This window comes from Micromonospora qiuiae (assembly GCF_016863555.1).
Lineage (GTDB): Bacteria > Actinomycetota > Actinomycetes > Mycobacteriales > Micromonosporaceae > Micromonospora > Micromonospora qiuiae.
Genome location: NZ_BOPC01000049.1, coordinates 17,034 through 30,845, shown reverse-complemented (window position 1 = coordinate 30,845; position 13,812 = coordinate 17,034). Strand labels below are relative to the sequence as shown.

At 71.4% G+C, this 13,812-nt stretch carries 12 protein-coding genes and 2 pseudogenes; 8 read left to right on the top strand and 6 right to left on the bottom strand.

Annotated features, from left to right (window positions below; genetic code table 11):
* Window position 1 precedes the first annotated feature (1 nt).
* Entirely contained in the window at window positions 2–2,302 is a 2,301-nt protein-coding gene (locus tag Vqi01_RS18160) for an MMPL family transporter (RefSeq protein WP_204035992.1), read from the top strand.
* A gap of 71 nt (window positions 2,303–2,373) precedes the next feature.
* On the opposite strand, the gene Vqi01_RS18155 is transcribed toward Vqi01_RS18160, so the two are convergent.
* Window positions 2,374–3,630: an erythromycin esterase family protein gene (locus Vqi01_RS18155; RefSeq protein ID WP_204035991.1), complete on the bottom strand. Its 1,257-nt coding sequence runs from the start codon at window positions 3,628–3,630 to the stop codon at window positions 2,374–2,376.
* An 84-nt stretch (window positions 3,631–3,714) separates the two neighbouring features.
* Between Vqi01_RS18155 and Vqi01_RS18150 the strand changes: the two genes are divergently transcribed.
* Window positions 3,715–3,906, top strand: coding sequence for a DUF2795 domain-containing protein (locus tag Vqi01_RS18150; RefSeq protein WP_204035990.1), 192 nt, complete (start codon window positions 3,715–3,717; stop codon window positions 3,904–3,906).
* Window positions 3,907–3,982: 76 nt separating this feature from the next.
* Here Vqi01_RS18150 and erm read toward each other — a convergent pair whose 3' ends face one another.
* The gene (gene erm, locus Vqi01_RS18145) at window positions 3,983–4,780 is read right to left on the bottom strand and encodes an ErmE/ErmH/ErmO/ErmR family 23S rRNA (adenine(2058)-N(6))-methyltransferase (protein ID WP_204035989.1); all 798 of its coding nucleotides are present in this window, start codon (window positions 4,778–4,780) and stop codon (window positions 3,983–3,985) included.
* 327 nt (window positions 4,781–5,107) lie between these two features.
* Window positions 5,108–5,587, bottom strand: a pseudogene (locus Vqi01_RS18140) (Gfo/Idh/MocA family protein); the annotation flags it as partial.
* A 124-nt stretch (window positions 5,588–5,711) separates the two neighbouring features.
* Between Vqi01_RS18140 and Vqi01_RS18135 the strand changes: the two are divergent.
* Window positions 5,712–6,098 carry a hypothetical protein gene (locus Vqi01_RS18135; RefSeq protein WP_204035988.1) on the top strand — a complete coding sequence of 129 codons (387 nt, stop codon included), beginning with the start codon at window positions 5,712–5,714 and terminating at the stop codon, window positions 6,096–6,098.
* Window positions 6,091–6,498: a hypothetical protein gene (locus Vqi01_RS18130; protein WP_204035987.1), complete on the top strand. Its 408-nt coding sequence runs from the start codon at window positions 6,091–6,093 to the stop codon at window positions 6,496–6,498. The genes Vqi01_RS18135 and Vqi01_RS18130 overlap by 8 nt, the downstream gene beginning before the upstream one ends.
* Window positions 6,499–6,568: 70 nt before the next feature.
* Here Vqi01_RS18130 and fabG read toward each other — a convergent pair whose 3' ends face one another.
* From fabG to Vqi01_RS18115, 3 genes are all read right to left on the bottom strand, one after another.
* Window positions 6,569–7,327, bottom strand: a complete 759-nt coding sequence (gene fabG, locus Vqi01_RS18125) for a 3-oxoacyl-ACP reductase FabG (protein WP_239098477.1) — start codon at window positions 7,325–7,327, stop codon at window positions 6,569–6,571.
* Window positions 7,328–7,431: 104 nt separating this feature from the next.
* A complete protein-coding gene (locus Vqi01_RS18120; RefSeq protein ID WP_204035986.1) occupies window positions 7,432–9,075 on the bottom strand; it encodes an alpha-amylase family protein in 1,644 nt (547 codons plus the stop codon).
* A 190-nt stretch (window positions 9,076–9,265) separates the two neighbouring features.
* Window positions 9,266–10,687: a carbohydrate-binding protein gene (locus tag Vqi01_RS18115; protein WP_204035985.1), complete on the bottom strand. Its 1,422-nt coding sequence runs from the start codon at window positions 10,685–10,687 to the stop codon at window positions 9,266–9,268.
* Between the two features lie 222 nt (window positions 10,688–10,909).
* On the opposite strand from Vqi01_RS18115, the pseudogene Vqi01_RS18110 reads away from it, so the two are divergent.
* The 4 genes and pseudogenes from Vqi01_RS18110 to Vqi01_RS18095 form a co-directional block, all read left to right on the top strand.
* A pseudogene (locus Vqi01_RS18110) lies at window positions 10,910–11,217 on the top strand (glutamate-cysteine ligase family protein); the annotation flags it as partial.
* Window positions 11,202–12,572 (top strand): FAD-dependent oxidoreductase, encoded by a 1,371-nt coding sequence (locus Vqi01_RS18105; protein WP_204035984.1) that lies wholly within the window; start codon window positions 11,202–11,204, stop codon window positions 12,570–12,572. The pseudogene Vqi01_RS18110 and the gene Vqi01_RS18105, both read left to right, overlap by 16 nt.
* 41 nt (window positions 12,573–12,613) lie before the next feature.
* Window positions 12,614–12,955: a hypothetical protein gene (locus tag Vqi01_RS18100; protein WP_239098476.1), complete on the top strand. Its 342-nt coding sequence runs from the start codon at window positions 12,614–12,616 to the stop codon at window positions 12,953–12,955.
* Between the two features lie 110 nt (window positions 12,956–13,065).
* Complete coding sequence (locus Vqi01_RS18095; RefSeq protein WP_239098475.1) at window positions 13,066–13,809, top strand: aminoglycoside phosphotransferase family protein; 744 nt, start codon at window positions 13,066–13,068, stop codon at window positions 13,807–13,809.
* Window positions 13,810–13,812: the final 3 nt, after the last annotated feature.

Genomic DNA, 13,812 nt, shown 5'->3' with positions numbered 1-13,812 from the left:
CATGGCGACCCTGCTCTACCGGCTCGGCCGGGGCTCGATGCGCCGACGGCGACTCGTCGCCGCGATCTGGCTCGTCGTACTCGTCGGGCTCGGCCTGGCCGCGGCGACCCTGCGCGGCCCGACGGCCAGCAACTTCACCATGCCCGGCACCGAGTCCCAGCGGGCGCTCGACCTGCTCGACGAGCAGTTCCCGGCGGCAGCCGGCGCCACCGGCACCATCGCGGTCAAGGCACCAGGCGCCGGCCAACTCGGCACGCCCGAGGGCCAGGCGGTGGTCCAGGCGATCACGCAGGAGGCCATGACCCTGCCCGGTGTGGTCGGCGCCGTCGACCCCTTCCAGGTCGGCGCCGTGTCGCCCGACGGCCAGTACGCACTGATCCAGGTGCAGTTCAACGGCGGCGCGGACACGGTGACCGAAGAACAGCGGGACGCCTACGAGAAGGTGGGTGCCGACGCCACGGCGCAGGGCTGGCAGGTGGCTCCCGGCGGTGAGGTGCTCAACACCGAGCCCGAGGTCGGCTCCACCGAGGCGATCGGCGTTGCCGTGGCGCTCGTCGTCCTGGTCGTCACCTTCGGCTCGCTGGTCGCGGCGGGAATGACCATGCTCAACGCGCTGATCGGGGTCGGCGTCGGCATGGCCGGGCTGTACGCGCTCAGCGACGTCGTCGAGCTGACCAGCACCGCGCCGATCCTGGCGCTGATGCTCGGCCTCGCCGTTGGCATCGACTACTCGCTCTTCATCACCTCGCGCTACCGGCAGAACCTGCTCGACGGGCTGCCGGCCGACGAGGCGGTCGGTCGCGCGGTCGGGACCGCCGGTTCGGCCGTTGTCTTCGCCGGGGCCACGGTGGTCATCGCCCTGGCCGGCCTGGCCGTGGTGAACATTCCCTTCCTCACCGTCATGGGTCTGGCCGCGGCCGGCACGGTGACCGTCGCGGTGCTGGTGGCGATCACCCTTCAGCCGGCCCTGCTGGGCTTCGCCGGTGGCCGGGTGCTGCCCCGCCGACTACGCGCGTCGGTCCCGGTCACCACCACCACCGGCGACCCGGCGGCGGCCAGCGGCGAGGGCGCAGCGGCCACGGGCGGCAAGGGCGCACCGACCACCGGCAGCGGCAGCGGGAGCAGTGGCGGCGGCAGCGCGGCACTGGATCGTGCGGCACCGGAGGCCAGGGCCCTCGCCGGCGAGGATCGCTCGGCGTTCGGTTTCCGCTGGGCCGGTCTGGTCACCCGCTTCCGGATCCCGGCGATCCTGGTCGGCGTACTCGGTCTCGGGTTGCTGGCGCTGCCCGCGCCGGACATGCGCCTCGCCCTGCCGGATGCCGGCACCGCACCGGCCGGCTCACCGGCCCGGGTCTCCAACGACCTGATCACCGAGGGCTTCGGTCCCGGCTTCACCGGTCGCCTCGCGGTGGTCGTGGCCGGCGACGACGCCCAGGCCACCGCCGCGGCGATCCCGCAGGTGACCGGCCTCGTCCAGGGCACCGAGAACGTGCTCGCGGTGGCCCCGCCGCAGCTCAGCCCGGACGGCCGGACGGCGCTGCTCGGGGTGATCCCGCAGACCGGCCCGACCGACCCGGCCACCGAGGCGATGGTGCACGACATCCGTACGGCCGTCGCCAGCGTGCCGAACGCGGACGTGCTGCTGACCGGCGTGACCGCGATCGGCATCGACATCTCGGAGAAGCTTTCCGACGCCCTGCCGGTCTACCTGACGCTGGTCGTCGGGTTGTCGATCCTGCTGCTCATGCTGGTGTTCCGGTCGCTGCTGGTGCCGGTCAAGGCCGCGCTGGGCTTCCTGCTCACCGTCGCCGCGACGTTCGGTATCACGGTGGCGGTGTTCCAGCAGGGTCACCTCGCCGACCTGGTCGGCCTCGACACCCCCGGCCCGCTGATCAGTTTCCTGCCGATCCTGCTGATCGGCATCCTGTTCGGCCTGGCCATGGACTACGAGGTCTTCCTGGTCTCCCGGATGCGGGAGGACTTCGTACACGGTGACACCGCCCAGCAGGCCACCATCAACGGGATGGGCCACGGCGCCCGGGTGGTGACCGCGGCCGCACTGATCATGACGTCGGTCTTCGGTGGCTTCGTCTTCCTCGACGACCCGGTGATCAAGTCGATGGGCTTCGCGCTCGCCATCGGCGTGGCCATCGACGCCTTCGTGGTACGGATGACCATCGTTCCGGCGGTGATGTCGCTGCTCGGCAAGGCGGCCTGGTGGCTGCCACGGTGGTTGGACCGCGCACTGCCCAACGTCGACATCGAGGGTGAAAAGCTCCGCGCCCAGCTCGACAAGATGTAAAGGAAGGGCCCCCTGTTAACGCCTAGTGCATAGCAGGGGGCCCCTATTAACCAACCCCGCCGCCGCGTGACTCAGACGCCGGCCGGATACGTCTCCATCTCGCCCGCGGCGGTGAGCGCCGGCAACGGATGCAGCGCCGTCGTCTCGTCGCACCAGATGAAGGCGTCGTACCGCTGCCCCAGCCGGGTCGGCACGTAGTTGCCCCACGACTCGAAGGACGGGTCGTACACCACCCCGATCGCCCGGTGGTCGAGGATGTCGGTGACCCAGCCCGGCTGGTCCGGTCCGCCGAAGACCAGCACCGCGCGCTCCGGCATCAACTCGTGCAACCGCTGCTCCACCGAGCCGGCACGGGCCGGCGGCACGAGCATGGCCTCGGCCGGCGCGCCCCACCTCGGCGCGGCGATCACCGTCCCGCGCCAGCTACCGAGGCCGATCAGTACGACCTCGTCGGCGCCGTGGCGTTCCCGGGCCAACTGGCCGATGTTCAGCATGCCGTCGGCGGCCATGTCGGTCGCCCGCGCGTCGCCGACATGCGTGTTGTGCGCCCAGACCACCCCCCGGGCGCCCGGCCCGTAGTGATCCAGCAACCGGTCCAGCGTGTCGGCCATGTGGGTGTCCCGGACATTCCACGAACCCGGGCCGCCAGCGACCATCGCCCGGTAGTAGCGCTCCGCGCCCGCCACCACCTCCGCGTTCTGCCAGGCCGAGAAGGCTCCCGGTCCGTCCACAGCGGCCTGTTCCCGGGTACGCGTCAACAGCCGTACCACCTCCTGCTCACAGCGCGCGGAGACGAACCGGGCCGCGTCCCCGTACTCCTCGATCCGCTTGCCGTACGGCTCGAAGCAGCGGTACGCGTCCTGCGCGGCCTCCAGCGACGCCGGATCCTCCTCGCCGAGATAATCGAAGATCGCCTGCATCGATTCCCAGAGGCTGTAGACGTCGAGGCCGTGGAAACCGACCCGGGCCGGCTCGGGCCGCTCCATGTTCCACGCGCGCAGCCAGCGACAAAAGCGGGCCACCTCGGCGTTCGCCCACATCCAGGTCGGCCACCTCTCGAAGCGCTCCAGCGCAGCTTGCGGCTCGACCGCCCCACCCGACGCCCCGGTCACCGAGCGGTGCACCCGGTCGCAGTCGGGCCAGTCGCCCTCGACCCCGACGAAGCTGAACCCGCACTCGGCGATCAACCGGCGGGTGAGCTGCTCCCGGATCCGGTAGTAGTCGTAGCTGCCGTGCGTGGCCTCCCCGATCATCACCACCCGGGCGTCCCGAACGCGCTCCAGCAAGGGGTCGAAATCGCTCGGCGCGCCGAGCCGCTGTACGAGCATGACTGCGGCTACCCGACACCTCGGCGGGCAAACGCGGGCAGCCCGGTGGTGTGCGGAGGTGGTCGTCCGGGTAGGTCGGAGGGCATGTCCGACAGCCGTTTGTCCTTGCCCGAGCACCTCTCGGGGCTGGACTATCCCGTCTCGCGGGAGGACCTCGTTCGCTGGTGCCAGGAGAACGGCGCGAGTACGGAGCAGTTGCAGGCCGTACGAGCCCTGCCCGTGGAGCAGTTCAGCTCCCCCGCCGAGCTGGCCGAGGCACTGCGCGCGACGTCCTGACCCGGGGTGCGCTAGATGTTAGGAAGGGGCCCCTTCAATACACCAGGCGTTAAAAGGGGGCCCTTCCTTACATCTGTCAGCGGGCGTGGAGCAGGCGGTACAGGGTCAGCCACTGCTCGGGCCAGACGTGCCCGACCGGCACGGCCGGGTCGAGTCGGCTGGCTCGCAGGGCCGCCGCCAGCCGGGCTCGCGGGTACCGGCGGGCCAACGACGCCGCGAGGGAACCGCCGGCGCCGCCGAAGCCCAGCTCGACCATCCGGCGGTACGACGGCAGAGCAGAGGCCGCCACCAGTGGCTGTTTCCGCCGCTCGATGCGCAGAATGCCCGCCTCGACCCGGGGCACCGGGCGGAACGCGGTGCGCGGAATCCGCCCGACCAACCGCCAGTCGAACTCCGGCCAGGTCAGTACAGTCAGCCGGGTCCACCGGCCGTAGTCACCGGCGCGGCGGCGGGCGTACTCCAACTGAGTCAACAGGGTCGCCGTACGTAGCCGGGGCGCGGCCAGGCACCAGCGCACCACGGCCGCGGTCAGCGACCACGGGATGTTGCCGATCACAGCGAACTCCTCGCGCGGCGGCGGCGCGGCGAGGAAATCGGACTGGCGGTGGGTGACCGTGGGCAGGGTCGCGCAGACTTTGGCCAGTTCCGCCCCGGCGTCGGGATCCACCTCGTACGCGACCAGCCGGCCGCAGCGCGCGGCCAGTGGCCGGGTCAGTTGCCCACGCCCGGCACCCACCTCGAGCACCAGTCCGTCGGGATCCGGGCGGGCAGCGTCGACCATCCGGGCGATTGCGGCCGGGTCGGCGAGAAAGTTCTGCGAGAGTACGCGACGGGACCGGTCGCGTTCGGTGGTGCGGGTTCGGCGGGATGCCATGGCGTCGTCCTGTCTGTCGCCGGACGGCGACGGATGCGGACAGGCAGCCGCGAGCGGGGCCTGTCCGAGGGATCAAAGACTCGGACGACCCTGGTGAGATGGCGCGAGGGCACGGCGACCTGCGATGGGCAGGCGGGTGCCGGAGGCGTACGCGGAGGCGTCAGTCGGGAATCGCGCCGGCCAGGGCCGGACGCCGGACTCGCGGGCGGGCCTGCAACAGCGGCCCGAACGCGGCCGACGCGACGGCCGCGTTGATCAGAGCGTACATAGCCATGGCCGCGACCCTACCGATTGCCGCCTCCCCCATCCACCGCTTTTCCGGTCTGCTCAGCTGGGCAGATCGACGGGGGTGGCTTGGGCGCGGGCGGCCTCGGCGGCGGCGAGCACGGCCACCACCTCACGCCCGAAGCGCACGTCGCAGCGGTGGTCCCGGGTGCCAGCGTCGTTCTCGGCCAACAGTTGGTCGATCGCCACCCCGAACGCGGTCGCCGGGCTCCCGTCCGGGATCGGGACCGGCTCGACGCCGTTCTCGCCGTACAAAACGAACTCGCCGGCCACCGCCGCCGGCGGGGCGTCCAGGGCCAGCGACACCGTGCTGACGGCCCCGCCGTCATGGGTGAGCAGCAGGTGCACCAGGCCGCCCGGCCCGTCGACGGCCACCACCCGGGCCACCCGGCCGAGCACCGGCAGCAGGATCGCCAGGGCATGCGGGCCGATGTCCCACAGCGCGCCGTACTCACGCCGCCAGGGCGACTGCGCGTACGGGCTGCCGGGCTGGCGGATCGAGACGGACCGGACCGCAGCCGCCCCCCAAACGGGCGTGACGTCGCGGCGCTCACCGACGGCAGGGGTGACCGGCGGGCCCTACGGGGCTTTACTACGGCGGTTAGTAGAGTGGGGCGGTGAACGACTTGAGCGTCGGGCGACGCCGGTGAGCGGCACCGGGTCACCGATCGACGGCGTACCGGCCGTCGCCGCCATCGTGGTGTCCCTGTTGGTCGCGGCCTGGGCGCTGGTGGCCACGCTACGGCACCGGGCACCGGACCGGGTGCAGCTGATCGGCCTGGCCGTGCTGGAACTGATCCTGCTCGGCCTGGCGGTGCTGGCCGGGGTGGCGCTCGCCGGTGGCGAACGGCCCGGTGAGCCGGGGGCGTTCTTCGGCTACCTGGTGACGCTGGTCTGCCTGCCGCCGCTGGCCGCAGTGCTGGCCCGGATGGAGCCAACCCGCTGGGGCTCGGCGATCGTCTGCGCGATCTGCCTGGTGACGCCGGTGGTCGTGGTCCGGCTCCAGCAGACCTGGGAGTTGCTCGGTGGCTGAGCTGCGCACCGCCCGGACGACGAGGACCAACGCCGGCCCCGGCCGGCTGCTGATCGCGGTGTACCTGCTCTTCGCGATCGCGGCCACCAGTCGTGCCGGTCTGCAGATCGCCACGAAGTTCGACGAGGCACCGCTGGCGTACCTGCTCTCCGCGCTCGCCGCGGTGGTCTACATCGTGGCGGCGGTGGGCCTGGCCCGGGCCGGCCACACCGGTCGCCGCGTCGCTCTCGCCTGCTGCACCGTGGAGTTGGTCGGCGTGGTCGGGATCGGCGCGTTCAGCCTCGTCCGGCCCGATCTCTTCCCCGACGAGACGGTCTGGTCCGGCTTCGGCAGCGGCTACGGCTACATCCCCCTGCTGCTCCCCATCCTCGGCCTGGCCTGGCTCGCGAAGACCCGGTAAGGAAGGGCCCCTTTTTAACGCCTGGTGTATAGGAGGGGCCCCTTCTTAACAATCAGCACCCGCCCGGCGCTCAGTCCTTCGGGCCGCCCGCCACGTAGACGACCTGGCCCGAGACGAAGGACGCTCCCTCGCTGACCAGGAACGAGATGGTGTGGGCCACATCCTCGGGCCGGCCCACCCGCCGGACCGGGATCTCCGCCTCGGCGCGCTTCTGCAACGCCTCAAAGTCGATCTTCATCCGGGCCGCGGTAGCCGCGGTCATGTCGGTGACGATGAACCCCGGCGCGACCGCGTTGACGGTCACCCCGAACGGGCCCAGCTCGATGGCGAGGGTCTTGGTGAAGCCCTGCAGGCCGGCCTTTGCCGCGGAGTAGTTCGCCTGGCCACGGTTACCCAGCGCGGAGGTGCTGGAGAGGTTGACGATCCGGCCCCACCGGCGCTCGACCATGTACGTCTGCACGGCCTGGCTGAACAGGAACGCTCCGCGCAGGTGTACGCCGAGGACGCTGTCCCAGTCGGCGTCGGTCATCTTGAACAGCAGGTTGTCCCGGAGCACACCGGCGTTGTTGACCAGCACGGCCGGTGCGCCCAGCACGGCGGCGACCCGCTCGACGGCGGCCTCCACCTGGGTCCGGTCGGCCACGTCCGCGCCGAGGCCGAGGGCCCGGCCGCCAGCGGCGGCGATGGCGTCCACGGTCTCCCTGGCCGCCGATTCGTCGATGTCGATCACGGCGACGGCCAGCCCGTCGGCGGCCAGCCGCTTGGCGGTGGCCGCGCCGATCCCCCGCGCCGCCCCGGTCACGATGGCGACCCGCTGCCCCTGCGACACGATTACCTCCCGGTAACTCAGCTCGGTCGCAGGAGCCTAACCCACCCCGGCCCCGCAAAACCGGCGCAGACCACCACAGGCCGCGCGGGACCAGTCAGGGGTGATCAGGATCGACGGAGCCTGATCCAGCGGTAGCCGTAGCCGGCCAGCTTCAACTTGTCCAGCTTGCCGATGTCGTCGTAGTTGCGGTCGGCGAGCACGTCGATGGGCAGGTCCGCCTCGGGTTGCAGCAGGCTCAGATCCACCTCGGCGTCGGCGGTACCCAGGTTGTGCAGGAAGACCATCGTGCCGCTCGGCCCGTCGGCGCGGTGCGCCAGCACGCCCGGGGGCATCGGCACGTCGATGTGGGTGGTGTTGCCGACGCCGGTCTCGGGTGCCTCCCGGAGCGTACGGATCATCCGCTCGAACCAGGCCAGCAGCGAGTTGCGGTCCCGGCGCTGGAGCGTGACGTTGACCTTCCCGTACCCGTATTCGCCATTTTCGATGACCGGACGGAGCAGCTTCTCCGGCTCCGCGGTGGAGAAGCCGGCGTTGGTCTGGCTCGACCACTGCATCGGGGTACGGATCGCCTCCCGCCCGGGCAGCGAGAGGTCCTCGCCCATCCCGATCTCCTCGCCGTAGCGCAGCACCGGCGTGCCGCGCAGCGAGAACTGCAGGGAGTACGCCAGCTCGATGCGCCTCCGGTCGTTGCCGAGCATCGGCGCGAACCGGCGGCGGATGCCCCGGTCGTAGATGCGCATGTGCTCCTCGGGGCCGAACTGCTCGTACACCTGGTTGCGCTGTTCGGCGGTGAGCCGGGAGAGGTCGATCTCGTCGTGGTTGCGCAGGAAGGTTGCCCACTGCCCGCCCTCCGGCAGGGCCGGGGTGTCGCGCAGCGCCTCGATCACCGGTTCCGGGTCCTGCCGGGCCAGGGCCAGCATCAGCCGCCCGTTGAGCATGAAGTCGAAGAGCATGTGCAGACGGTTCGCTGAGCCGCCGCTGTCACCGAAGAAAGCGGGCAGCTCGTCCGGCTCGACGTTCGCCTCGGCCAGCAGGATCGCGTCGCCCCGGCGCCACTGCACGTGCTGGCGCAGCTCGGTGAGGAACTCGAAGTCCAGCTCCGGATTCGGGTCGCCGGGCTCGGTGCGCTCGATGATGAACGGCACCGCGTCCATCCGGAAGCCGGCCACTCCGAGCTGGAGCCAGAACGACATGATTTTCTTGATCTCGGCGCGTACCTCTGGGTTCGTGGTGTTGAGATCCGGCTGGAACTTGTAGAAGCGGTGGTAGTACCACGCCTTCGCGGTCCGGTCGTAGGTCCAGGTCTCGTGCTGCTCGCCGGGGAAGACCATGCCCTGGTGGCGGTCGGCCGGCTCCTGATCGGACCAGACGTACCAGTCGCGGTACGGCGAGTCCGGCGAGGAGCGCGCGGACTGGAACCACGGATGCTGGTCCGAGGTGTGGTTGACGACCAGGTCGATGATCACCCGGATGCCCCGGTTGCTTGCCTGGTGCAGCAGTTCGGCGAAATCGCCGAGGGTGCCGAAGCGGGGGTCGACGTTGTAGAAGTCGGTCACGTCGTACCCGTCGTCGTCGTTGGGCGACGGGTGGATGGGGTGCAGCCAGAGGCAGGTCACGCCCAGCCGGGCCAGGTAATCCAGCCGGCTGATCAGGCCCGGGATGTCTCCGACGCCGTCCCCGTTGGAGTCCGAGTACGTGTCGATGTCGAGGCAGTAGACCACCGCCTCCGAGTACCACCTGTCAGACATGCTGCCGTACCTTCTCCGATCCGGTTCGGCGGCAAACCCCCCGCCGTACCCGATCGCCGCCCCCGCTAAAGGGGACCCAGGCACCCGGGGCGAAGAGTGTCAACTGTTTCGCCCAGGGTTGCCGGGGTGTGGTGTTAAGAAGGGGCCCCTGCTCTACCGGAGGCGTTAAGAAGGGGCCCTTCCTTACACCTCAACGGCGGAAGTGGAACCAGTTGACGTTGACGAAGTCGTTGGGCTGGCCGCTGCTGAAGGTGAGGTAGACCGTGCGCCGGCCGGTCACCGAGGAGACGTTGCCGGGCACCGAACGCCAGCTCTGCCAACCCCCGGTGTTGGCGATGGCGAAGCTGCCGATCGGGGTGCTGGTCGGGCTGTCCAGTCGGACCTCCACCAGGCCGCTGACACCGGCAGCTGCGCCCGAGGCGACCCGGGCCACGAAGTCACGCGGGCCGGTGGAGCCGAACTCCACATTGTCGAAGCGGACCCAGTCGCCGTTGCGCAGTGCCCCGATGTTCTGCCCGCCCTCGGAGCAGGCCTCGACGATCACGCCGTTCTGCGCGTTGAACGACTCGGCCTCGATCGTCGCGTACGCGTCCCGTACTCCGCCCGGCGGCGGGGTCGTCGGGGGCGGGGTGGTCGGCGGGGTGGTGCCGCCGCCGCGGCTGTAGACGGCCACGTAGTCGACCAGCATCGGCCGGCCGGGCACGGTCGCCCCGGTCGGCGTGGCGCTGCCGGCCACACCGTCCGGGAAGGCACCGCCCATCGCCACGTTGAGCAGCAGGAAGTAGCCGGAGTGGCTGGTCATCTGCGACCAGTACGGCTCGCCGACGCGGGTCTGGCTGACCGTGTGGTAGAGCTGCCCGTCGACGTACCAGCGCAGCTGCTGAGGGCTGACCGAGGCGTCCCACTCGAAGCGGTAGGTGTGGAACGCCGACTGGCAGGTGCTGCCCGGGCAGGATCGGGAGGCGCCGATGCCGTTGAACTCGTCGCACGGGCCGCCCGGCGCGACGCCGCAGTGCAGCACGCCCCAGACGGTGTTGAGCCCGTTGACGTTCTCCATCACGTCGAATTCCCCGACGCCCGGCCAGTTCTGGTAGTTGCCCCGGTACGGCGACCCGAGTGCCCAGAACGCCGGCCAGTAGCCGGCCGCGGCCGCGCCGGTCACGTTGGGCATCTGGATCCGGCCCTCGATGGCCAGCACGCCGCCGGCCGGCGGCTTGAAGTTGCTGCGTACCGTCTCGATGCGGGCCGAGGTCCAACGGCCGGCGCTGTCGCGAAGTGGGGTGATCCGCAGATTGCCGGCGCCGTCGTGGCTGACGTTGGCGGTGCTGTTGGTGTACGTCTGGATCTCGCCGGTGCCCCAGTTGGGCGGGCCGCCCGGGTAGCTGGTGCCAGTGTCGATGATCCAGTTGCTGGCCGACGGGAGGGTGCCGGCGGCGCCGGTGAAGTCGTCGCTCCATACCAGGCTCCAGCCGGACGGGGGCGGCGGCACGGCGGCGTCGGCGGTCGCGGTGAGCCCGGCCAGGCCGGTGGTGACGGCGGTGAGCAGGGCCACCGTGAGCGGAAGGCGACGCCGGGCGGGCAGGGCGGCGGGAGCCGCCGGGGCAGGTGCCATAGGACTTGCCTCTCTACGGGACGGGACTAGAGAGCGCTCTCTCACGAGTTGTACGTCCCACTCCCACAGTTGTCAATGTCGATGAGCCGATGCGGAGGACGAGGAGCTGCCCGCCCGGCGTTTCCCGCAGCCACCACCGGGGGTACATGCCCGGCCGACCGGGCGCGGACGGACCGCACTGGCAGAGAGCGGACGGTCGTGGCGATGGTCAGGCAGGCGACGGCCCGGCTGTCGGCCAAGTACCCGACGGTCGAGCTGCGCATCGGAGACGTCTGCCCGACGGTGGACGACGCGGTGCTGGTCGCCGCGCTGGTCCGCGCCCTGGTGGCGACCGCGCTGGACGACATCACGGCGACCTCGCCGAGGTGACCGGCCTGCTGGAGAAGCTGCGCCAGCACGGCACCGGCGCGGCGCGGCAGCGTTCCGCGTACGCCCGCACCGGCCGGATGGAGGATGTGGTGTCGGAGGTGGCGCGACAGACCCGGGGGAGGCCCCGGGGTGACAGGAGGTTGCGGTGGCGGAACGGATGATCGTGGTCGGCGGAGACGCCGCCGGGATGGCGACCGCCGCCCAGGCACGGCGGCGCCGGGATCGGCGCGACCTGGAAATCGTCGCCTTCGAGCGGGGGCACTTCACCTCGTACTCCGCCTGCGGCATCCCGTACTGGATCAGTGGCCTGGTGAGCGACCGCGAGCAGTTGGTGGCCCGCGACCCGGCGACCCACCGGAAGCAGTTCGACATCGACGTGCGGATCCGGCACGAGGTGACCGCGATCGACCTGGACCGCCGCGAGGTCCTCGCCCGCGACCTGGACGGCGGCGGCGAGGTCCGCGAGCGCTTCGACACCCTGATGTACGCGGCCGGCGCGGTGCCGATCAAGCCGGACTGGGCGCAGACCGACATGGCCGGCGTCTTCGGCGTGCAGACCCTCGACGACGGCTCGGCGCTACGGCAGTGGCTCGACGCCGAACCGCGGCCCCGACGCGCGGTGGTGGCCGGCGGCGGCTACATCGGCGTCGAGATGGCCGAGGCGCTGGTCCTGCGCGGCCTGTCGGTCACCCTCCTCGAACGCAACGAGCAGCCGATGTCGACAGTGGATCCGGACATGGCCCGGCTGGTCACCGAGGCGATGCGCGGGGTGGGCGTCGACATCCGCACCGGAGTGCGGGTCACCGGGCTGTCCGAGCGCGACGGCCGGGTGCACGGGGTGGAGACCAACAGCGGCCACATCCCGGCCGACCTGGTGGTGCTGGGCCTCGGCGTACGCCCTAACACCGCGCTCGCCGAAGCGGCCGGTCTGCCGCTCGGCCCGGCCGGCGGGATCCGGGTGGACCGCCGGATGCGGGTCACCGGGGTACCCGGGGTGTGGGCCGCCGGAGACTGCGTGGAGACGCTGCACCGGGTCAGCGGGATGCCGGTGCACGTGCCGCTCGGCACGCACGCCAACAAGCAGGGCCGGGTGGCCGGGATCAACATCGGCGGCGGGTACGCCACCTTCGCCGGGGTGATCGGCACCGCCGTGACCAAGGTCTGCGATCTGGAGGTGGGGCGTACCGGGCTGCGCGAGCGGGACGCCCTGGCCGCCGGCTTCGAGTTCGTCTCGGTGATCGCCGAGTCGACCAACCGCGCCGGCTACTACCCGGGGGCCCGACCGATGACCGTGAAACTGATCGCCGAGCGGCCCAGCGGGCGGCTGCTCGGGGCGCAGATCGTCGGCTGGTCCGAGGCAGCGAAGCGAATCGACACGCTGGCCGTGGCGCTGTGGAACGAAATGACGGTGGACGACATGACCGCGCTGGACCTCGGCTACGCCCCGCCGTATGCCCCGGTCTGGGATCCGGTGCTGGTCGCCGCCCGCAAAACCATGGCCGCCCTCGGCCGCTGACCCACCGACGGAACGCTTTTCTGTCGGTGGTGGGGCTTAGCGTGAGCGTGGTGGACGCCAGCGAGCCGGCGATCCGGGCGGCGGAGGCGGGCAGCGTGCCCGAAGTGGTCGACGTCAAGGCCCCGGCCCGGCTGCCCGAGCCGGCCGCCGTCACCGAGGTCGAGGTGGTCGGCTACGCCAGCGACGGCGTGATCGTGGAGTGCGTCGAGCGGAGCGGGCGGCTGCGCGTGCAGGTCCTCTCCACCGGCTACCACCGGGACTGGTCCGTGCAGTTCCCCAAGGGCATCCGCGAGCCCGGCGCGCGCTATCTGGTGACCGAGGTCCGGGAGTCCGGTCGGGGCAGCTTCTACCGGGCGTACGGCGACATCCGCCGGCTGCGCTGACTGGCGACGGTGCCCGCCGGACGGCCCGATCGGATCGGCGGCAAGCCGCATGCAGCGTTGGCCGACGGCCGTGGTTGCGTCGGCAGACCTGACTCGGTCACGCTGCACCGGTGACCGGCGCGCTGCGAATCCCTGACGAGCTGACCTGGTTGCGCGGCATGGCGGGCGGCCCGCAGTGGCTTGCTGAGCTGCCCGAGCGGTTGGCCGCCTGCGCCGCGCGCTGGTCGCTGCGGGTCGGGGCGCCCTTCGGGTACGCCTTCGCCTCGCTGGTGATGCCGGCCGACCTGCCGGACGGCACCCGTGCGGTGCTCAAGTTGCAGTTCCCTGACGCGGAGAGCGAGCACGAGGCGACCGCGCTGCGGCACTGGCGCGGCGAGGGCGCGGTCCGGCTGCTCGCCCACGACCCTGACCTGCGGGCGCTGCTGGCGGAGCGCTGCTGTCCCGGCACGCCGCTGCACGCGTTGCCGCTGGACGACGCACTCGACGTGGTGGTGGGGCTGCTTCCCCGACTCTGGGTGCCCGCGGATCGGCCGTACACGTCGTTGGCCGACGCGGTGGCCGGCTGGGCGACCAATCTGCCGGTCGCCTGGGAACGGACCGGCCGGCCGTACGAGCGGCGACTGGTGGACATGGCACTCGACCTGCTGACCGGCCTGGCCGGCAGCCAGGGCGAGCAGGTGCTGGTCAACCAGGACCTGCACGCCGCCAACGTGCTGCGGGCCGAGCGCGAGCCGTGGCTGGTGATCGACCCGAAGCCACTGGTCGGCGAGCTGGCTGCTCGGCGAGCGGCGAGGTTGCCGCCCTTCCTAACACCGAGTGTTAGGAAGGGCCCCCTCCTATACATCAGGCGTTAAAAA